This window comes from Bradyrhizobium sp. SZCCHNRI20481 (assembly GCF_032485055.1).
In the GTDB taxonomy this organism is placed as follows: Bacteria; Pseudomonadota; Alphaproteobacteria; order Rhizobiales; family Xanthobacteraceae; genus Bradyrhizobium.
Genome location: NZ_JAUEUE010000003.1, coordinates 148542 through 166954 on the forward strand (window position 1 = coordinate 148542; position 18413 = coordinate 166954).

The following is an 18413-nucleotide window of genomic DNA, read 5'->3' on the forward strand; positions in this document are numbered from 1 at the left end:
TTGCTTTGTGAGCCGCTCTCGCCTGCCTCAAGCCAGCCGGCGCGGCGGCTCGGACCCGGCGAGCCAGGCGGCGATGCAATCGACCATCTGACCGTAATGGGCCCGAAAGCTCTCCTCGGTGACGTAGCCGAGATGCGGCGTGATCACGACGTTGCCGAGCCCGCGCAGCGGATGGGCGACCGGCAGCGGCTCGACCGAGAACACGTCGAGCCCGGCGCCGGCGATGCGCTTGTCGCGCAGCGCCTGCAGCAGCGCGGCCTCGTCGACGATCGGTGCGCGCGAGGTGTTGACGAGGTAGGCGGTCGGCTTCATCCGCGCGAGGTCGGCGGGGCCGACCAGCCCGCGTGAGCGGTCGCTGAGCACGACATGGATGGTGATGACATCGGCGGTCGCGAACAGCTCCTCCTTGGTGGCGTAGCCGACGCCCGCCGCGTTGCAGCGGTCTGGCGTCAGGTTGGGGCTCCAGGCGATCACGTTCATGCCGAACGCCTTGCCGAGCTCCGCCACCTTGGTGCCGAGCTTGCCCAGCCCGATCACGCCCAGCGTCTTGCCCTCGATCTCCACGCCGCCCAGCGCCTGCCAAGGCTCGCCGGCATGCATGCGGGCGTTCTCCTGGCCGATCCTGCGGGTCAGCTCCAGGATCAGGCCCATGGTGAGCGGTGCGGTGGGGTCACGGCCATATTGCGTGCCGCAGACCATGATGCCGCGCGCCTTGGCGGCCTCCATGTCGATGGCAGCGTTGCGCATGCCCGAGGTGATCAGGAGCTTCAGCTTCGGCAACCGCTCGATCAGGGAGCGCGGCAATGGCGTCCGCTCGCGCATCGCACAGATGATGTCGGCATCGGTGAGCGCGCCGGCGGCCGCTTCCTCGTTGCCGAACGGCTGTGTGAAAGCTGTCACATCCACTCTGTCGGCCAGCCGGGGCCAGTCGGCCAATGAGAGGGCCGTATCGTAATAGTCGTCGAGGATCGCACAGCGCAGCCGTGTCATCGGCAAGGTCCATTCATCGGGAAACGGCGGCAATCATGAATGCCGTCGGGAATGGAGCCATGCTTGCGCGCAAAGGGCTGGGTGCGCAAGGCGTCGTCCCGCTGTGACGCGGAACCAGGCGATATCAGTCGAGGCGGGTCTTCAGCCGGAAGGCGGCGTCATGGCCGTATTTGGCGCGCCAGGCGGGGCCGGGGCCACGCATGTAATGCAGCTCCGGTCGGTACGGGTTGAACGCTCGCGTGACGAAGTCGCGCCAGAAGCCGCGGATCTCGTCGACGATCCCGGATCGGTCGTTGCGGTGGGCCGCCGGAGCGGGCAGGGAGGCTGAGGTGAAGGCTGCCATGACGGGCTCTCGCTGTTGTCGGTCGCGGCTTTTGCCGCTTGGGCGCGCGGGTCTTGCGGGCCGAGACCGAGTGTCCCGCCGAATTAATTAAAAGATGGTTGCAATTGTCGTGATCCGCCACACACAAGGTGACGGACCCGTATTCGTCCGTGGGCGGGAGGCCCGTCCCGGCGCAGGAACGACCGTGATTCTCCCGGCATTTGTTCCGGTCAGGACCGGCTCGCCGGTTGCCCTTTGGGGACCGCGCGGTTACATCAGCGGCAACCATTTTCCGAAAATTCCGGCAGGCTTCAAGGGACACGCGATGGCGCGCCAGTTCGTCTACTTCATGCAGGGTCTGTCCAAGACCTACCCGACACGCAAGGTGCTCGATAACATCCATCTGTCGTTCTACCCGGACGCCAAGATCGGTGTGCTCGGCGTCAACGGCTCCGGTAAGTCCACCCTGCTCAAGATCATGGCCGGCATCGACAAGGACTATACCGGCGAGGCGTGGGTCGCCGAGGGCGCCCGCGTCGGCTATCTCGAGCAGGAGCCGCAGCTCGACCCGAAGCTCACGGTGCGCGAGAACGTCATGCTCGGCGTCGGCAAGCAGAAGGCGATTCTCGATCGCTACAACGAGCTGGCGATGAACTACTCCGAGGAGACCGCCGACGAGATGACCAAGCTGCAGGACGAGATCGAGGCGCAGGGCCTGTGGGATCTCGACAGCAAGGTCGACCAGGCGATGGATGCGCTGCGCTGTCCGCCCGACGATGCCGACGTCGCCAAGCTGTCCGGCGGCGAGCGTCGCCGCGTCGCGCTGTGCCGGCTGCTGCTCGACCAGCCCGAGCTGCTGCTGCTCGACGAGCCGACCAACCATCTCGACGCCGAATCGGTGTCGTGGCTCGAAGGCCATCTGCGCAACTATCCGGGCGCGATCCTGATCGTCACCCACGACCGCTACTTCCTCGACAACGTCACCAGCTGGATCCTCGAGCTCGACCGCGGCAAGGGCATCCCCTACGAGGGCAACTACTCGTCCTGGCTGCAGCAGAAGCAGAAGCGGCTGGAGCAGGAAGGCCGCGAGGACGCGGCGCACCAGCGCACTTTGGCGCGCGAGCAGGAGTGGATCGCGGCGTCGCCGAAGGCCCGCCAGGCGAAATCCAAGGCGCGCTACCAGCGCTACGAGGAGCTGCTCAAGAAGGCGAGCGAGAAGCAGACCCAGACCGCGCAGATCATCATTCCCGTGGCCGAGCGGCTCGGTAACAACGTCATCGATTTCGAGGGGCTGACCAAGAGCTTCGGCGATCGCCTGCTGATCGACAATCTCACCTTCAAGCTGCCGCCCGGCGGCATCGTCGGCGTGATCGGCCCGAACGGCGCCGGCAAGACCACGCTGTTCCGCATGATCACCGGGCAGGAGAAGCCGGACGCCGGCACCATCACCATCGGCGAGACCGTGCATCTCGGCTATGTCGACCAGTCGCGCGACGCGCTCGATGGCAACAAGACAGTGTGGGAAGAGATCTCCGGCGGCAACGAGCTGATCCTGCTCGGCAAGAAGGAAGTCAACTCGCGCGGCTATTGCTCGTCGTTCAACTTCAAGGGCGCCGACCAGCAGAAGAAGGTCGGCGCGCTGTCGGGTGGTGAGCGCAATCGCGTGCATCTCGCAAAGATGCTGAAGTCCGGGTCCAACGTGCTGCTGCTCGACGAGCCGACCAACGATCTCGACGTCGATACCCTGCGTGCGCTCGAAGAGGCCCTGGAGGACTTCGCCGGCTGCGCCGTCATCATCAGCCACGATCGCTGGTTCCTCGACCGTATCGCGACCCACATGCTGGCCTTCGAGGGCGACAGCCATGTCGAATGGTTCGAAGGAAACTTCCAGGACTATGAGAAGGACAAGATGCGCCGGCTCGGCCAGGACAGCGTGATTCCGCACCGGGTCAAGTACAAGAAGCTGACGCGCTGATCTCAGGACATCGCAAGGCGCGACGCTGTCTTCGTTCCGGGACAAAGCGTCGCGCCCAGGCTGCGGCCAGTTGTCGCTTCCATGTGCGACGTGATTGCGTAGATAGTCGTTCCGCAATCCCATCCAGCCGCGAGAAAATCCCATCATGTCTTCCCCCGACGCGCCCCTGTCCTCCAAGGGCGGAGCGCTGCGCCCCATTCCAATGCTGATCTTCGGCTCGCGCTGGCTGCAGCTACCGCTCTATGTCGGGCTGATCATCGCACAGGGCGTCTATGTCGTGCTGTTCCTGAAGGAGCTCTGGCACCTGTTCGCTCACGCCTTCGATTTCTCCGAGCAGCAGATCATGCTCGCGGTGCTCGGCCTGATCGACGTGGTCATGATCTCGAACCTGCTCGTGATGGTGATCGTCGGCGGCTACGAGACCTTCGTGTCGCGGCTGAATCTGCAGGGCCATCCCGACGAGCCCGAATGGCTCAGCCACGTCAATGCCAGCGTGCTGAAGATCAAGCTGGCGATGGCCATCATCGGCATCTCTTCCATTCATCTGCTCCGCACCTTCATCGAGGCCGGCGCGCTCTCGTCGGGCAAGTCGAACTACACCGAGACCGGCGTGATGTGGCAGACGATCATCCACACGGTCTTCATCCTCTCCGCGATCGGCATCGCCGTGGTCGACAAATTGTCGAATGCCGCGATCGAAGAGGCGAAGCAGGCGGGGCATTGAGCGGCAACCTCGAGTTCCGCCGCGCGGTCTGCTGACGTTCACAACGGCCGCGGGCTGTGCTAGCCCTATCGGATGGCTCGGCAGCTGCTACTCCGTTTGCGCAGGCTCGTTCTCGTCGGTCTGGTGCTCTGCATGTTTGGCGATGGCCAAGCGAGCGCGACCGACGCCGCCTTCACGGAGTTCGTCAACTCGCTCTGGCCCGAAGCCAAGGAGCAGGGCGTCTCCCGCGCGACATTCGAGGCCGAGACGCGGGGGTTGGAGCCTGACTACAAGCTTCCCGATCTGCTGCTGCCCGGCCGGCCCGCGACGGGGGCGCCGGCGCAGGCCGAGTTCGTGCAGGTGCCAGCCGACTACATCAAGGAAGCGTCGATCGCGCGGCTGGCCGCGCATGGTGAGAAGCTGATCCAGCAATATCGTTCGGCGCTCGCCGAGATCGAACGCCGCTTCGGCGTGCCGGGGCCGGTTGTGCTCGCGATCTGGGGCCGCGAAACCGATTTCGGCCGTTATGCGCTGCCCTACGATGCGCTCCGCGTGCTGGCGACGCAGGCCTATGTCGGCCGGCGCAAGGACCAGTACCGCACCGAGTTCATCATGGCGCTGAAGATGCTGAGCGACGGTGTCGTGTCGCGCGGCGATCTCAGGGCCTCATGGGGTGGGGCGGTCGGGCTCACCCAGTTCCTGCCGTCGGAGTACTACAAGCACGGCGTCGATCTCGATGGCGACGGCAAGGTCGATCTCTGGCATTCGGTGCCGGACGCGCTGGGCTCGGCGGCGCTGCAGCTTGCGAACAAGGGCTGGCAGCGCGGCGTGCGCTGGGCCTACGAGGTCAAGCCGCCTGCCAATGTCGATTGCGCGATGGGTGTGCCGGAGGTGAAGAAGCCGATCGGCGAATGGCTGCGGGCCGGCTTCGTCCCGGTGCGTGGCCAGCGGCTGAGCGCCGCCGAGCAGCGGCAGCCGGCGTCGCTGCTGCAGCCTGAGGGCATCTATGGTCCGGCTTTCCTGACGACGGCGAACTACTTCGTCATCAAGGAGTACAATTTCTCCGATCTCTACGTGCTGTTCGTCGGCCACCTCGCGGACCGCATGACGAGCCCGGCCCCGTTCGCGACGCCGTGGGCGGCGTCGAAGCAGCTTCGGAGCAAGGACGTCGAGGCGATGCAGAAGGGCCTGACGCGGCTCGGTCTCTACGGCGACAAGCTGGACGGCAAGGCCGGCATGCAGACCCGCGCCGCGCTCGGCGCATTTCAGAAGAAGGCGGGCCTGAAGGTCGACTGCTGGCCGAGCGAGTCGGTGCTGCAGGCGATCGACGCCGCGCGCTGATCGACCGAATTCAGCGGGTTGGCCGGCAGCAAAAAGCCCGGCCGCAGGGCCGGGCTTGCTGCAACGCTATGCGTCGTCAGGATCAGTAGCAGACGCGAACCGGGCGCGACACCCAGCCGTAGCCGTCCCAATAGCGCTCACGGCGCCACACGCACGGCGGCGGGCCCGGCGGAGGGGCTTCGACATAGACCGGACCACCATAGGCCGGGCGGCTGGACGCGATCGCGCCGCCGATCAGGGCGCCGCCGATCAGGCCGGCAGCCACGCCGGCACCCACGTCGCCAGCCTTGGCGGCTGGTGCCGTCACGCTCAGCGAACCGGCGATGGTCGCAACCGCAAGCACTGCGGTCAGGATCTTCTTCATGTTCCGAGATCTCCTGGAAGGCGCCCTCGCGGGCACCAGGTTGGTGATTCACGCACGATCAGGGGCCGTCAGCATCGTGAGAAAACACGACAATCCGTCAACCCTTCGTAAACTCTGTCCGACCTGATGCGACGGAAAAACGGTTTTTTCTGGCCGTGGAGGCCGCCGTTCTCGAAATTCCGGTGCAAGGTCATGGAATTAATGAAGGTGAACGATCACTCGCAAACGCGGACGCGGCGAAGCCGCCAGCCGTAGCCGTCCCAGAAGCGCTGGCGTTGCCAATAGCAGGCATAGCCGGGATCGGCGACGTAGGCAGGCCCGCCGTAATAGGAGTAGCCCGGCCCGTAGGAATATCCTGGCGAGTAGGAGTAACCCGGCCCGTAATAATAGGGATTGCTGCCCGCAGCGATGGCGCCACCGATGAGGGCGCCGCCGAGCAGGCCGGCAGCGACACCGGCGGCGACACGACCATTGCGCGCTTCAGCAGGAGCAGGGGCCAGCGCTGCGGTCGACAGCGTCGCGACGGCGGCCAGGGCCGCAAGAGTCTTCTTCATGACCTTAACCTCTCTCACTCCAAGTCGGCGGATCGCGCATCAAGCGATACGGCAGGTTCACATATCCCGCTTGAATGATCAATGAACGGGCGCGTTCCATTGGACGACCCATCTCCAGGATGCGTTCAATGTTGCAGTGCACAAAATTTGGCCTCGGTTCGGAGCAGGCGTGACTCCCACGATGACGATCGTCGTGGCGATCGGACTGACCTCGGCCATCTGCTACGCGCTGCTGGTTCGCGCCGACCGCGGGCCCAACCGCCGCCGCTCTTCCACCGACACCACCATCAGCAATTCCGGCAGCTCATCGCACGACGGCCAGGGGATCGGACTTGCGAGTTGGTTTTCCAATACCTCGTCAGACGTCGTGGGAAACCCGATCGATGGCGGGGATGACGGTGGCGACAGTGGTGGAGGCGACGGGGGTGGTGGCGACTGAGTTCCGGCTGCTCGATCGCCACTCGATGGTCGTCCGGCGACGACTTTGATCTGCGGCAAGCTCGCATAGTTGGAGTCGTTCTAGATTGATCTGGAAATTGGAATCGCTTCAAAAGCGCCGTTTTCCCTTTGCGCGGGTAGCTGCGGATGACTATCGATACCTGACCAAGGACGATTGGCCGGTTTCTCATGATTGTTTGTTCCTGCAACGTCATCAGCGATCACGACATCCGCAACGCGGTGAAGTCTGCGGACGAACTGCCGCGGAACCCCAAGCAGGTCTACGGTTGCCTGGGGTGCAGCGCGGAATGCGGCCGCTGTGCGCGCACGATCAAGACGATCATCGACGAGGCGCTGGGTCCCTGCGCCCGCTCCTGCCAGGTTGGCTGTCAACACGGCCACCATCATGGGGCGGCGTCGGTGCAGGCGATCGATGACGACCTTCAGAGCCGGTTCGCGCTCGCCGCCTGCTGACAGGCGTTTGCCCTCGGTCGCGTGCTTTCCGCCCTAAAAATGCACATGAACGGGGGTCGTCTCCGCACTTCGAACCTGTTATTGAGCGCCTGCGGCCTCTAACTTTTTCGGAGCTTATCCATGCAGGGCGACCCCAAGGTCATCGAATATCTCAACAAGGGATTGCGCAGCGAGCTGACTGCCATCAACCAATATTGGCTGCACTATCGCCTGTTGAACAATTGGGGCCTTCTCGACATGGCGAAGGTCTGGCGCAAGGAATCCATCGAGGAGATGGAGCACGCCGACAAGTTCACCGACCGCATTCTCTTCCTCGACGGCTTCCCCAACATGCAGGTGCTCGATCCGCTGCGCATCGGCCAGAACGTCAAGGAGATCATCGAGTGCGATCTCGCCGCCGAGATCGGCGCGCGGACGCTGTATCAGGAAGCCGCAACCTATTGCCATGGCGTGAAGGACTACGTGTCGCGCGACCTGTTCGAGCAACTGATGAAGGACGAGGAGCATCACATCGATTTCCTCGAGACCCAGCTCGACCTGATCAACCGGATCGGTCTCGAGCTTTACACGCAGAAGCACGTCGGCGGCCTCGTGAGCGAGCATTGACGTCGACGGCGAGGCGGCAGTCCGCTTCGGAACAAGGTCGATTCAGGGCTGGTGTTTCATGCCTTGAATCGACCGCCCCTGTGACGTGAGGGGCGCCCAGAGTCGTGCTCAGTCGATAATGCCGAAGTCCGTCACGGGCACGACCCAATAGACGAGCTTCGTCCCTGCAAATGCGTTCCTGAGCCGGTCCAGCAGGTGCTCGAGATCCTGTCCCTGCAGCACGACCCGCACGACGACCTCGTCGGCATGTCCCTTGACCCGCTCCGCCGCGCTGCGCAGCCGGACGCGGACGCCATGTCCGGACGCATCAGAGGCCGTAAAGCCGCTCACCAGATCGGTCTGCTCGCTCAGATGGTCGAGTACCTCGGCACGAAGCGCATCCGGCACGATCAATGTCAGGCAGACGGCTTGGCTGGTCATGTCGCGTCCTTCGCAGCGGCGCCGTAGCGGCGATACAGGATCGGCAACAGGATCAGCGTCAGCAGCGTAGACGACAACAGGCCGCCGATTACGACGATCGCAAGCGGGCGCTGGACCTCCGATCCAGGTCCGGATGCAAACAGCAGTGGGATCAATCCGAGCGCCGTGATGCTCGCCGTCATCAGCACCGGCCGCAGCCTGCGCTTTGCGCCTTCGACCACGATGCGCTGCTCGGAGAGCCCGTGAGCGCGCAACTGGTTGAAATGAGACACCAGCACGACGCCGTTGAGCACGGCGATTCCAAGCAGTGCGATGAAGCCGACGGAGGCCGGGACGGAGAGGTATTCGCTGGTCGAGACCAGCGCGAACACGCCGCCGATCAGCGCAAAGGGAATGTTGACGAGGACGAGCAGGGCCTGGCGCACCGAGCCGAACGTCGTGAAGAGCAGCACGAAGATCAGGCCGATCGCGACCGGCACCACGACGGACAGACGCGCGGCTGCACGCTGCTGGTTCTCGAACTGCCCGCCCCATGTCAGCCGATAGCCGGACGGCAGCGGCAGCTCGGCTGCGACCCTTTGCTGGGCCGCCTGGACGAAGCCGACCATGTCACGGCCGCGGACGTTGCTGCGAACCACGCTCATGCGGTTGCCGTCCTCACGATCGATCTTCACCGGGCCGTCGACCCTCTGGATGCGGGCGACCTGCGAGAGCGCAACATGCTGGCCTGACGCAAGCGTCAGCGGCAGCGCCGCCAGCATCGTCGGAGCCTGCCGCGTGGCCTCGCCGCCGCGGACTAGGATCGGCGTCCGGCGTCCCTCCTCGAGCGCGGTGCCGATCGTTCGGCCTTCGATCTGCGTGCGCAAGGCGGCCGAGATCGAGTCCACGGTGAGCCCAAGGCGGCCCGCCTCCATCCGGTTGACGGCGATCGTGTAGTATTGCGCGCCCTCGTTGAGCGTCGTGTAGACGTCTTGGGCCCCATCGATGTCGGACATGATCGCCGACAGCTTCGCTGCGATCTCGTTGAGCTTGGTGATGTCCGGGCCGAAGATCTTGACCGCGACGTCGCCGCGCACGCCGCTGATCATTTCCTGCACGCGCATGTCGATGGGTTGCGTGAAGCTGAGCGAGACGCCGGGAAAGCCGGTCAGGACCTCGCGAAGCTTCTCGAGCAGGACATCGCGGTCGCTGGTCTGCCGCTGGTCTGCCGGCTTGAGCACCAGGAACGTGTCGGTCTGATTGGGTCCCATCGGATCGAGCCCGAGCTCGTCCGAGCCGGTGCGCGCGATGATGCCGGCGACGTCTGGCACCTTCATCAACGCCGTCTGCAGCCGGGCATTGATGGCGAGGGACTCGTCGAGATTGACGGACGGCAGCGTTTCCACGCTGACGATGACGTCGCCTTCGTCCATCGTCGGCATGAAGGTCTTGCCCAGCTGGGTGTAGCCGTATCCCGCGGCAACGAGGCTGACCAGCGCCGCGATGATCACCTTGCGCTCGTTCCCGAGCGCCCAGTCGAGCGCGGGCGCGTAGACGCGCTGCGCTGCCCGGATCAGCATTGGATCGTCATGCGACGCGGATGTGAGCACGAAGGACGTCGCGACCGGAAGCACCGTCAGCGCAAGCAGCAGCGATGCGGCCAGAGCGAAAATGATCGCCAGCGCGACCGGAATGAAGAGCTTTCCCTCCAGCCCCTGCAAGGTCAGCAGCGGAACGAACACGATGATGATGATCAGGACGCCCGAGGCGACCGGCTGCAGGACTTCGCAAACCGAGCGGTAGACGACGTGGATCAGCGGCGTGGCGCTTCCGTGATCGTGCTTGGCGAGATTGCCGACGATGTTCTCGACCACCACGACCAGCGCGTCGATCAGCATGCCGATCGCGATCGCAAGGCCGCCCAGACTCATCAGGTTCGCGGACATGCCGACAGCCCGCATCACGATCAGCGCCATCACGATCGCCAGCGGCAGGCTGAGCGCGATCACCAGCGAGGCGCGCCAATTGCCGAGGAACAGCAGCAGCAGCACGACGACGAGCACCGTGGCTTCGCCCAGCGCCCGGACCACCGTGCCGACGGCGCGGTTGACCAGCCGGCTGCGGTCGTAGAACACGTTGATGGAGACGCTGCTCGGCAGCGACGGCTTCAGTTCGTCCAGCCGGGCCCGAACGTCGCGCACCAATTGTCCGGCGTTGGCGCCGCGCAGACCGAGCACGAGCCCCTCGACCGTCTCGCCCTTGCCGTCCGTCGTGACGGCGCCATAGCGGGTGAGTGCGCCGATCTTGACCCTTGCGACGTCGCTGACCCGGATCGGGATTCCGTCGCGGGTGTCGACGATGATCGCCCGGATGTCGTCGATGCCGCGGATGCTGCCTTCGATGCGGACCAGCGCGCTGTCTTCGCCCTGGTTGACCCGCCCGGCACCGTCGTTGCGGCTGTTGGCCTCGATGGCCTTGCGAAACAGCTCGGACGAGATGCCGCGCGCCGCCAGCGCGTCGTTCCTCGGCACGATTTCGAAGGCGCGGACATAGCCGCCGAGCGCGTTGACGTCGGCTACTCCGGGCACCGTACGCAGCGCTGGGCGGATGACCCAGTCGAGCAAGGTCCGGCGTTCGGCCAGCGACAGTTCGGGACTGTCGATCGTGAACATGAACATCTCGCCCAGAGGGCTCGTGATCGGGGCGAGGCCCCCGTTCACGCCCTCGGGAAAGTCGCGCGAGATGTTGGACAGCCGCTCCGACACTTGATTGCGGGCCCAGTAGATGTCGGTGCCGTCCTCGAAATCGACGGTGATGTCGGCCAGCGCGTATTTCGTGGTCGAGCGAAGGATCTTCTTGTTCGGCAACCCGAGCAGCTCCAGCTCGATCGGTACCGTGATGCGCTGCTCGACCTCTTCCGGCGTCAGGCCGGGAGCCTTCATGATGATCTTCACCTGGACCGGCGAGACGTCTGGAAAGGCATCGATCGGCAGGCTCGGCAAGACAACGGCGCCTGCGCCGATCACCAGCAGCGTGCTGAGGATGACGAAGAGCCGCTGTGACAGCGCGAATGCGACCAGCCGTTGCAGCATCTACTGCCCCAGTCGCGAGAGGATGCCGCGCAACGCCGAGATGCCGCCGATGGCGATCTCGTTCTTGTCCGTGAGGGGGCCTGCGATGACGACGTGATCCTGATCCTCCGCGAGCAGGGTGACCGCAACGAGCCGGAAGCCGCCCTCCGTGGCAACGAACACCGCGGTCTGCTCACCGCGCCGGACGAGGCCGCTATAGGGAATTTCCCACGCGCTTTCTCCTGCCGAGACAAAGCCGATGCGGGCCGCCGCCATTTGTCCGGAATGCAGTTCGCCGTTGTTGGGAATCTCGGCGCGGACGAGAATTGTCTGCGTGGCGGCATCGGTCGTCTCGGACACCAGGATGACCTGGCCCGGTGTCGCATAGCCTTCGATGTCGACCTTGGCGCCGGTCTTGATGGCGCCGATGTTGGTTGCGGGAATCGCGATCTCGGCCCATAGCGGCGACAGCCGGGCGAGCTTCACCAGTGACGCGGCCTGTTCCAGGCGCTGGCCCGGCGATACCGCGAGCTCGACCACGGACGCCGTGCGCGGGGCCGTCACAGTGAGCGTCGCGCTGATCGCCGCCTCGCTGCTGAGCCGGGCGATGGCTTCGTCGGACAGCCCGCTGATGTGCAGCATCTGCCGACGTTCGGCGACGACGATGCTGGCCTGGCGCGCTTCGGTCTGGCTCGACTCCAGCACGCGTTGCGGGATGGCCTTGCCTTCGAACAGGTCGGCATTGCGCTTCAACTGCTGAACCGCGAGAACCTCCTGGGCCAGCGCATGCAGGTAATCGCGCTGGAGCGAGACGAAGCTCGGACTCTCCAGCGTGAGCAGCGGTTGTCCGACGGTCACGCGATCGCCGCGGGCAACGGCGAGGTTGGTAATCATCCCCGCGACCGGCGCGCTGACGACCCACAGTTGAGGCGTGGGAATGACGATCTGCGCGGGATAGGGCAGCGTTTTGTCCATCCGGCTGGAGATCGGATGCGTCACGCGCACGCCGAGGTTCTGCGCCTGGCTTGGCGTGAGCTTCAGCTCATCATCGGCCGACGCGGCGCAGGGCGCCACAACGAGAGCCAGCCCGAGAGACGCCCGGGCCAGGCGGCCTGCGGACCAGTGAAACAATCGCTTGGGCATCTCGATCAAGAATCTTCAGGTTCATGCATGACACATTCTGTACACTATTTCGGCCGGTTTCCGCGACTGTTGACTTAGGTCAATCGGAGCTAGTCACGAAACCGGAGGTCACTTCTCGTGCCGCCAACGAGTCGCATGAGTGGAGGCCGCACGCGCCAGCGCCTCATACGGCATCGGCGGGAACGAAACAGCTGATGATGATGTCGCCGCGGTGATGGACGTACCACACCACGGCTTCGCCGATCGGGTTGCCGCGGTCGCGGATGATGGCGCGTTCCGGCACCGCCATCCACCGGCCTTCGATCGGTACCCAATAGGTGCCGTCGCGCACGTCATAGGTGGTGCGGTGGCCGTCGGAGACATCGCAGCATGGCACGCCGTTCGGGGCGACCACGCTCTTGAACCACGCGCGGATATCGGGCGGGACGTTGTCGAACTGCCCGTTGTCGAAGGCGGCGGCGACGGTCGCGCAGGCGAGCGAGCCCATCGTGAGACCGGCCAGCACCATCCTGCGCATTCAACGCTCCCTTCTGCGGACCTACATGCCGCGCTGCGGCGCCGTCGCCAGCAATTCGCGCAGCGGCTCGACGTAGAACTTCGCATTTCCGGTGGTCAGGTGGCCGCGCGTCTCGGCCGAGGTCGGGATGAGCAGGAGCTTGCCGTTGGCGACGCGCTTCATCGCGTCGACCGTCACGCCGGTCTCGGGCGGGTTGCGCTCGTCGTCGGCCGAGTTGATCAGCATCACGGTCGCCTTGATCTTGTCGAGATAGGCAGACGGATTGTAGTCGTGCGACGAGTCCCACTGATAGATGAAGTCGTTGGCGTCGGTGGGAATGGGCGTGGCGAGCCGCTCCTCGACCAGCTTGTCGGCCTTGGCCGCGGTCGGTGCCGCGAGCTGATAGGCGATGGTGCCGCCGGCCGTGGCGGTGGCATAGGCCGTGACGGCATATTTCATCATGCGCGGCTGTGCGGTGTAGTTGCCGCCATTGTAGTCGGGATCGTTGCGGATCGTCTCCAGCATCAGCCGGCGCAGCATCCAGTTGCGGGCCGCCATTTCGGTCGGCTGCGAGGCCATCGGCACCGCGGCGTCCATGAAGTCCGGATAGCGCGTGGCCCACACCCAGCTGTGCATCCCGCCCATGGAATTGCCGATCACGAGCCGGACGTGCTTGATGCCGAGGCCCTCGGTCAGCAGGCGATGCTGCGCATCGACCATGTCGGCATAGTCATAGGCGGGAAACCTGGTCTTCAGCCCGTCGGAGGGCTTCGACGATTTGCCGTGGCCGATGCTGTCGGGAATGATGATGTAGTACCTGGTCGCATCGAGCGGCTGGCCCTTGCCGAACAATTCGCCGGCGAAGGTCGGCACCAACATGCTTCCGCCTGAGCCGCCGGTGCCATGCAGCACCAGCACCGGCTGCCCGGTCGGCTCGCCGACGGTCGTATAGTGCAGCCTCAGCTCCGGCAGCGTCTCGCCGGTGTGAAACTTGAAATCCTTGACGACGAAGTCGCCCTGCTTCGGGGCGGGATAGTCGGCGGCGCGGGCCGGCGCGCAAAAAACGACGACGGCGGCAATAACGGCGGCAAGCGGTCGAACCATGGACTCCCCCTGATCATGCGCGACTCTTCCGGCCGCGTCGGGGACATGATAGCACGATCTGCGACCTGGTTCAGTACCGGATTGATGAGACTCATCATGTGCCGCAACATCAAGACGCTGTTCAATTTCGAGCCGCCGGCGACGGAGGCTGAAATTCAGGCCTCGGCCCTGCAATTCGTGCGCAAGCTGTCCGGCTTCAACGCGCCGTCGCAGGCCAACGAGGCCGCCTTCGCCCGCGCGGTCGAGGAGGTGGCCGACGCCGCGCGGCGGCTCTTGACCTCGCTGCAGACCCAGGCCCCGCCGCGCGACCGCGAGATCGAGGCGGCCAAGGCGCGGGAGCGTTCGGCGGCCAGGTTCGGGCCGCGCTGAGGCCCATCGTGCCCTGACAGAAGGCGAAGCTCAGACCCCCTCGTCGTCGTGGTCGTGGCGGTCCTGGGCCCGCTTGTCGTGCTTCTTCTTTTTCTTGCCCTTCTTCTTTTTCTTCTTCTTCGGGATGTCGATGTCGTGCGGATCGTCGTCCTCGAAGGCCTCGTCCAGCGCATCGTCATGGGTCGTCGCGGCGAAGATGTCGCGCACCGCGACCAGCTCGGCCTCGCGCTCATGCGCCTCGCGATCGCGCGCGCGCTTGTAGTCGTCATAGGCCGCGAAGATCTGCTCGAGCCACGGCATCAGCTGATCGATCGTCGGCAGCGTGCCCGGCGGTCCCGGTTCACCCTGCGGACCTTGAGGCCCCTGCGGTCCCGGCTTGCCGGGCGGGCCTTGCTCGCCGCGCGGCCCTTGCGGGCCGGGCTTGCCTTGCGCACCTGCCTTGCCGTCGGAACCCGGCTTGCCGCGCTGACCATCTGGCCCGCGCCGCCCGGGCTGCCCCTGCGGGCCACGTGGACCCACGGGGCCCTGCAGGCCGCGTCCGGCCGGATTCTTTGCCACTACCGCAACTCCGCTACACACCTTTGATTCGCGGCGAAGCGTAACAGAGCCGCGATGATGGCAGCAATTGCAGCAGGGCTGCGAGGCCGATTGATCAACATCAATCGGCGTCGCATCCTGATGAGTTCCACGCGATGGGATATCGCGTGGCCGCCGTTGGATCAGGCCGAATAGGCCGGCACCGCGATGCCGTCGGCCGTGTAGATGCGGATCTTGTTGCGCAAAGTGCGCACGGGCATGCCGAGCAGCCTTGCAGCGTGGGTACGGTTGCCGTTGCAGCGCGCCAGGGTCTGCACGATGAGCTCGCGCTCGATCTCGGACAACGGCGTGCCGATCAACAGCGGCAGGATCTCCGCCGCGGAGCGCGACGGTGGCATGGCAAGCGGCACGAGTGACGGACTTGCGGCTTCGGATGACAATTCTTGCGACATAACTCCTCCCGATCAACGCCCACGCCGACACTGAAACGACGCGCAAACATCGAGACCAACTAAACATCCAGCCCGTAGATCACCGTGGTCCGACAAGGTTAATGGGGCCTTAACGCGGGCGTCCTGTTGTCGCACCGGTGCCGAATACCCCGAAATGGCCTTGGTTTCGCGCGGGTCTCGACCCATTTGGCCGGCGTCGACGCGCGTCCACGATGGGGGTGCAGAGGACTAATCGTCGGACCGCCACAGTTCCTGCGCTGCGAGCGCATCATATCGAACACACCGGTGGCTGCGCATGCACGGTGCCGTGCAAAGGGCTAAATTCGGCCCGATCGATTCGCTTAGTGGGGCACGATCGTCGCACACGGCCATCGAATTACCTCAAGCCCAAATTCACTTCGCTGGAGACTTCATCCATGACAATTGCATCCTCGCTTCGCGGTCTGCTGGTGGCACTGACAGCTGCTTGCGGCGCTGTCATTCCGGCCACGGCGCACGCAGATGGCGGCTTCATCACGCTGACCATCTACAAAGCGGGGTGGATCATCGGCGGCTCCGGCGGCAGCGGCGTGTTGAACTTTCATGGCCGCGCCTATCCGCTGTCGACCGGCGGCCTCGACTGGGGTCTGGTGTTCGGCGGCTCGCGCACGGTGCTGCGCGGCCGCGTCAGCAACATCTGGCGTCCGTCCGACGTCGAGGGCGTCTATGGCGCCGCCGGCGCGGGCCTTGCCGTCGGCCGCGGCGTGCGCGGCATCGTGCTGACCAACCAGAAGGGCGCGGTGCTGGAGCTCTCGGGTGAGCAGATCGGCCTCTTGGCGAACGTCGATCTGTCGGGGCTTGCGATCACGATCAGGTAGTTGCGTCGTCGTCGTCATCGTGGACGCCTAGCAACTCACAACAGGTGTCATCGCCCGCTTGCGTGGGCGACGACCGTTGTTGCGTGCTGAGCATTGCCAACACCGTCTCTCTCCCTCTCTTCTGCTCATAAGCCCGTGCTCTCGCCGCACCGCGTGCGCGAGGGATGCATCGTGAGAGCCCCGTCGAAAATCGAGAGGGGCAGGGAAGGCCGGGAGCTCGCCGCTCCCATGGTCCGCGTGCAACAAAAAAGCACGCGGCAGAACCACAGGTTCGGCGGAGACATCCCGGCCTTCCCTGCGCGCATGGTTTGACGGCTTATACGTGGTCTCCCTGGTGCGCCGGGCTTGTTGGCCACCATTGCGCGCGCTACGCTTTCGCATGAGCACGCACGTGACACCAGCTTCGGGGTGTCAGGACATCACGACTTCACCGTACGTGACAGCCGGCGCTCGTCGGGCGCAGCCACCACGTCCACCGCGGCCCACCTCCACGTATCGTGACGACGCGTACGTCCCTCTGCATGAGGCGGGTTGAGCGAAAACATCGTCCTGATTTGCCCGACGTGGCAAGCGCGCGTGGGTGCGACAAACTAACACGACGGGCAGTTTGCGCATGATGCGCATGCGCGGATTGCCCGTCGGGCAGAGATAGGATGCTTCACCTCGGTGACGTGGATAGCCACAACCGCGCGTCGGATCGCCAGCATTGCGCTCTGCGATGCAGCGCCCTCTCCCCTTGTGGGAGAGGGCATCTCCGGCCTATCAGCCCGCTCGCTTGGGTGAGGGGTCTCTCTCAGCAAACTACTCTCGGAGAGAGACCCCTCACCCGAGCGCATTTGCCGCTCTATACGACATGCCCTCTCCCACAAGGGGAGAGGGCGTAGTCATCGGCATTGCGCGGATCGTCGTCAGCGAGTCGCTTGCCGCAATGATGATGGGCTTACTACCCATCATCACCGCACGCGAGTCGGCTGCGCGTCTGAGGTCTGGGCCAAATGCATCGCCAGCTCGCGCCATGGCGCCAATGTCCACGCACCCGACGCCGCGCCGGAGGGCGAGGCGAGCACGAACGTGGTCGGGAAGTCGGCCTGCTCCGGCTGCCGCCCGAGCGCGGTCGCGCCGGTCGGCTGGCCATAGAACAGGCTCGCGGCCTTCTTGCTGGTGAAGGCGACCGTGGCTGGTCGATGCTGCCGGATCTTCGCAATGAAACCGGCGACGTCGACGCCGGCCTTCAGCGCGACATGGTCCATGCCCGCGCCCTGCTTGCACAGATCGGTGAAGCCGATGCCGAGCACGCGCAGCGCTGGAAACTCGTGCGGCTGGTACAGCCGCGGCGTCAGGCCGACGGCGAACAGCGTCGGCCAGAAACGGTTGCCGGGGTGGGCGTAATAGTGCCCGGTCGCCGCCGAGCGCTCGCTCGCGGCGGTGCCGACGAAGACGAGGCGCAGGCCGGGCTGGAGCTGGTCGGGCAGGCGGTCCATGGCGCCGTTGTCGCATTGTTGCAGTCGTTGCAACAGGCTGTTGACGCGATGCTGCATTGTTGCTGCGGCGGCCGTGGTCTAGGTGACGGCGAGCAACAGGAGCACAGCATGTCGCAACGTCGTCTGTATCATTTCGTCCTTTCCGGCCACGCGCATCGCGTGCGGCTCATGTTGAGCCTGCTTGACCTGCCTTGCGAGCTCGTCGAGGTCGACCTCAAGGGCGGCGCGCACAAGCGGCCGGACTTTCTCGCGCTCAATCCGTTCGGCCAGGTGCCGGTACTGGTCGACGGCGACGCCGTCATCCCGGACTCCAATGCGATCCTGGTCTATCTCGCCGGCCGCTATGATGGCTCGGGCAAATGGCTGCCGCGCGATCCGCTCGGCCAGGCGCAGGTCCAGCGCTGGCTGTCGGCCGCGGCCGGTCCGCTCGCGTTCGGCCCGGCAGCGGCGCGGGTGGCGACCTTGTTCGGCGCCCCGCTGGACATGGTGAGGGCGCATCAGCTCGCCAACAGCCTGTTCACGGTGATGGAGCGCGAACTCGCCGCGCGGCCGTTCCTCACCGGCGCGGCGCCGACCATCGCCGACGTCGCGCTCTACAGCTACACCGCGCACGCGCCCGAAGGCGGCGTGTCGCTGACGCCGTACCCGAGCGTGCAGGCGTGGCTGGCGCGGATCACTGATCTGCCCGGATTCGTGCCGATGCAGGCGAGCGCGGTCAGCGCCGCCTGACCGCCGCC

21 protein-coding genes are annotated in these 18413 nt (G+C 65.2%); 9 read left to right on the forward strand and 12 right to left on the reverse strand.

The window, feature by feature from the left end; all coding sequences use genetic code 11:
* Positions 1–27: 27 nt before the first annotated feature.
* Positions 28–990: a D-2-hydroxyacid dehydrogenase family protein gene (locus tag QX132_RS05360; RefSeq protein ID WP_315738591.1), complete on the reverse strand. Its 963-nt coding sequence runs from the start codon at positions 988–990 to the stop codon at positions 28–30.
* Positions 991–1114: 124 nt separating this feature from the next.
* Positions 1115–1333, reverse strand: a complete 219-nt coding sequence (locus QX132_RS05365; RefSeq protein ID WP_315738590.1) for a hypothetical protein — start codon at positions 1331–1333, stop codon at positions 1115–1117.
* A gap of 304 nt (positions 1334–1637) precedes the next feature.
* Here QX132_RS05365 and ettA point away from each other — a divergent pair, with 304 nt between their 5' ends.
* From ettA to QX132_RS05380, 3 genes are all read left to right on the forward strand, one after another.
* Complete coding sequence (ettA, locus tag QX132_RS05370) at positions 1638–3287, forward strand: energy-dependent translational throttle protein EttA (RefSeq protein ID WP_315755321.1); 1650 nt, start codon at positions 1638–1640, stop codon at positions 3285–3287.
* A gap of 145 nt (positions 3288–3432) precedes the next feature.
* The gene (locus QX132_RS05375; RefSeq protein WP_316160310.1) at positions 3433–4011 is read left to right on the forward strand and encodes a TIGR00645 family protein; all 579 of its coding nucleotides are present in this window, start codon (positions 3433–3435) and stop codon (positions 4009–4011) included.
* A 132-nt stretch (positions 4012–4143) separates the two neighbouring features.
* A complete protein-coding gene (locus QX132_RS05380; RefSeq protein ID WP_316160311.1) occupies positions 4144–5331 on the forward strand; it encodes a lytic murein transglycosylase in 1188 nt (395 codons plus the stop codon).
* An 82-nt stretch (positions 5332–5413) separates the two neighbouring features.
* Here QX132_RS05380 and QX132_RS05385 read toward each other — a convergent pair whose 3' ends face one another.
* Both QX132_RS05385 and QX132_RS05390 read right to left on the reverse strand, forming a co-directional pair.
* Positions 5414–5695: a hypothetical protein gene (locus QX132_RS05385; protein ID WP_008964967.1), complete on the reverse strand. Its 282-nt coding sequence runs from the start codon at positions 5693–5695 to the stop codon at positions 5414–5416.
* Between the two features lie 215 nt (positions 5696–5910).
* Positions 5911–6249 (reverse strand): hypothetical protein, encoded by a 339-nt coding sequence (locus QX132_RS05390; RefSeq protein WP_315738586.1) that lies wholly within the window; start codon positions 6247–6249, stop codon positions 5911–5913.
* A 181-nt stretch (positions 6250–6430) separates the two neighbouring features.
* On the opposite strand from QX132_RS05390, the gene QX132_RS05395 reads away from it, so the two are divergent.
* From QX132_RS05395 to bfr, 3 genes are all read left to right on the forward strand, one after another.
* Positions 6431–6688: a hypothetical protein gene (locus tag QX132_RS05395; protein WP_316160312.1), complete on the forward strand. Its 258-nt coding sequence runs from the start codon at positions 6431–6433 to the stop codon at positions 6686–6688.
* Positions 6689–6876: 188 nt separating this feature from the next.
* Positions 6877–7161, forward strand: coding sequence for a bacterioferritin-associated ferredoxin (locus tag QX132_RS05400; RefSeq protein ID WP_316160313.1), 285 nt, complete (start codon positions 6877–6879; stop codon positions 7159–7161).
* Positions 7162–7281: 120 nt separating this feature from the next.
* Complete coding sequence (gene bfr / locus QX132_RS05405) at positions 7282–7767, forward strand: bacterioferritin (protein WP_316160314.1); 486 nt, start codon at positions 7282–7284, stop codon at positions 7765–7767.
* A 108-nt stretch (positions 7768–7875) separates the two neighbouring features.
* Here bfr and QX132_RS05410 read toward each other — a convergent pair whose 3' ends face one another.
* The 5 genes from QX132_RS05410 to QX132_RS05430 all read right to left on the reverse strand — a co-directional run bounded on the left by QX132_RS05410 (position 7876) and on the right by QX132_RS05430 (position 13980).
* Entirely contained in the window at positions 7876–8187 is a 312-nt protein-coding gene (locus QX132_RS05410) for a DUF3240 family protein (RefSeq protein WP_316160315.1), read from the reverse strand.
* Complete coding sequence (locus QX132_RS05415) at positions 8184–11258, reverse strand: CusA/CzcA family heavy metal efflux RND transporter (protein WP_316160316.1); 3075 nt, start codon at positions 11256–11258, stop codon at positions 8184–8186. The genes QX132_RS05410 and QX132_RS05415 overlap by 4 nt, the downstream gene beginning before the upstream one ends.
* Positions 11259–12380, reverse strand: a complete 1122-nt coding sequence (locus QX132_RS05420) for an efflux RND transporter periplasmic adaptor subunit (RefSeq protein ID WP_315771986.1) — start codon at positions 12378–12380, stop codon at positions 11259–11261.
* A gap of 163 nt (positions 12381–12543) precedes the next feature.
* The gene (locus tag QX132_RS05425) at positions 12544–12897 is read right to left on the reverse strand and encodes a hypothetical protein (protein WP_315796699.1); all 354 of its coding nucleotides are present in this window, start codon (positions 12895–12897) and stop codon (positions 12544–12546) included.
* Positions 12898–12918: 21 nt separating this feature from the next.
* Positions 12919–13980, reverse strand: a complete 1062-nt coding sequence (locus QX132_RS05430; RefSeq protein ID WP_316160317.1) for an alpha/beta fold hydrolase — start codon at positions 13978–13980, stop codon at positions 12919–12921.
* Positions 13981–14076: 96 nt separating this feature from the next.
* On the opposite strand from QX132_RS05430, the gene QX132_RS05435 reads away from it, so the two are divergent.
* Complete coding sequence (locus QX132_RS05435; protein ID WP_315717862.1) at positions 14077–14349, forward strand: DUF2277 domain-containing protein; 273 nt, start codon at positions 14077–14079, stop codon at positions 14347–14349.
* Positions 14350–14379: 30 nt separating this feature from the next.
* Here the strand turns inward: QX132_RS05435 and QX132_RS05440 are convergent, their stop codons facing one another.
* Both QX132_RS05440 and QX132_RS05445 read right to left on the reverse strand, forming a co-directional pair.
* Positions 14380–14907, reverse strand: a complete 528-nt coding sequence (locus QX132_RS05440) for a collagen-like protein (RefSeq protein WP_316160318.1) — start codon at positions 14905–14907, stop codon at positions 14380–14382.
* A gap of 161 nt (positions 14908–15068) precedes the next feature.
* Complete coding sequence (locus QX132_RS05445) at positions 15069–15338, reverse strand: helix-turn-helix domain-containing protein (protein ID WP_315738577.1); 270 nt, start codon at positions 15336–15338, stop codon at positions 15069–15071.
* A gap of 416 nt (positions 15339–15754) precedes the next feature.
* Here QX132_RS05445 and QX132_RS05450 point away from each other — a divergent pair, with 416 nt between their 5' ends.
* Entirely contained in the window at positions 15755–16195 is a 441-nt protein-coding gene (locus tag QX132_RS05450; protein ID WP_315717830.1) for a hypothetical protein, read from the forward strand.
* Between the two features lie 953 nt (positions 16196–17148).
* Here QX132_RS05450 and QX132_RS05455 read toward each other — a convergent pair.
* On the reverse strand, positions 17149–17676 hold the full coding sequence (locus QX132_RS05455) for a mismatch-specific DNA-glycosylase (RefSeq protein ID WP_316160507.1): 528 nt from the start codon (positions 17674–17676) through the stop codon (positions 17149–17151).
* A gap of 108 nt (positions 17677–17784) precedes the next feature.
* Between QX132_RS05455 and QX132_RS05460 the strand changes: the two genes are divergently transcribed.
* Positions 17785–18405: a glutathione S-transferase gene (locus tag QX132_RS05460; RefSeq protein ID WP_315771990.1), complete on the forward strand. Its 621-nt coding sequence runs from the start codon at positions 17785–17787 to the stop codon at positions 18403–18405.
* The last annotated feature ends 8 nt before the right edge of the window (positions 18406–18413 follow it).

Coding starts and splice junctions, on each gene's coding strand:
- QX132_RS05380 (WP_316160311.1), top strand. CDS start 4,144: ATGTTTGGCGATGGCCAAGCGAGCGCGACCGACGCCGCCTTCACGGAG.
- QX132_RS05360 (WP_315738591.1), bottom strand. CDS start 990: ATGACACGGCTGCGCTGTGCGATCCTCGACGACTATTACGATACGGCC.
- QX132_RS05420 (WP_315771986.1), bottom strand. CDS start 12,380: ATGCCCAAGCGATTGTTTCACTGGTCCGCAGGCCGCCTGGCCCGGGCG.
- QX132_RS05435 (WP_315717862.1), top strand. CDS start 14,077: ATGTGCCGCAACATCAAGACGCTGTTCAATTTCGAGCCGCCGGCGACG.
- QX132_RS05375 (WP_316160310.1), top strand. CDS start 3,433: ATGTCTTCCCCCGACGCGCCCCTGTCCTCCAAGGGCGGAGCGCTGCGC.
- QX132_RS05455 (WP_316160507.1), bottom strand. CDS start 17,676: ATGGACCGCCTGCCCGACCAGCTCCAGCCCGGCCTGCGCCTCGTCTTC.
- QX132_RS05460 (WP_315771990.1), top strand. CDS start 17,785: ATGTCGCAACGTCGTCTGTATCATTTCGTCCTTTCCGGCCACGCGCAT.
- QX132_RS05400 (WP_316160313.1), top strand. CDS start 6,877: ATGATTGTTTGTTCCTGCAACGTCATCAGCGATCACGACATCCGCAAC.
- bfr (WP_316160314.1), top strand. CDS start 7,282: ATGCAGGGCGACCCCAAGGTCATCGAATATCTCAACAAGGGATTGCGC.
- QX132_RS05430 (WP_316160317.1), bottom strand. CDS start 13,980: ATGGTTCGACCGCTTGCCGCCGTTATTGCCGCCGTCGTCGTTTTTTGC.
- ettA (WP_315755321.1), top strand. CDS start 1,638: ATGGCGCGCCAGTTCGTCTACTTCATGCAGGGTCTGTCCAAGACCTAC.
- QX132_RS05450 (WP_315717830.1), top strand. CDS start 15,755: ATGACAATTGCATCCTCGCTTCGCGGTCTGCTGGTGGCACTGACAGCT.
- QX132_RS05410 (WP_316160315.1), bottom strand. CDS start 8,187: ATGACCAGCCAAGCCGTCTGCCTGACATTGATCGTGCCGGATGCGCTT.
- QX132_RS05390 (WP_315738586.1), bottom strand. CDS start 6,249: ATGAAGAAGACTCTTGCGGCCCTGGCCGCCGTCGCGACGCTGTCGACC.
- QX132_RS05385 (WP_008964967.1), bottom strand. CDS start 5,695: ATGAAGAAGATCCTGACCGCAGTGCTTGCGGTTGCGACCATCGCCGGT.
- QX132_RS05415 (WP_316160316.1), bottom strand. CDS start 11,258: ATGCTGCAACGGCTGGTCGCATTCGCGCTGTCACAGCGGCTCTTCGTC.
- QX132_RS05445 (WP_315738577.1), bottom strand. CDS start 15,338: ATGTCGCAAGAATTGTCATCCGAAGCCGCAAGTCCGTCACTCGTGCCG.
- QX132_RS05395 (WP_316160312.1), top strand. CDS start 6,431: ATGACGATCGTCGTGGCGATCGGACTGACCTCGGCCATCTGCTACGCG.
- QX132_RS05365 (WP_315738590.1), bottom strand. CDS start 1,333: ATGGCAGCCTTCACCTCAGCCTCCCTGCCCGCTCCGGCGGCCCACCGC.
- QX132_RS05425 (WP_315796699.1), bottom strand. CDS start 12,897: ATGCGCAGGATGGTGCTGGCCGGTCTCACGATGGGCTCGCTCGCCTGC.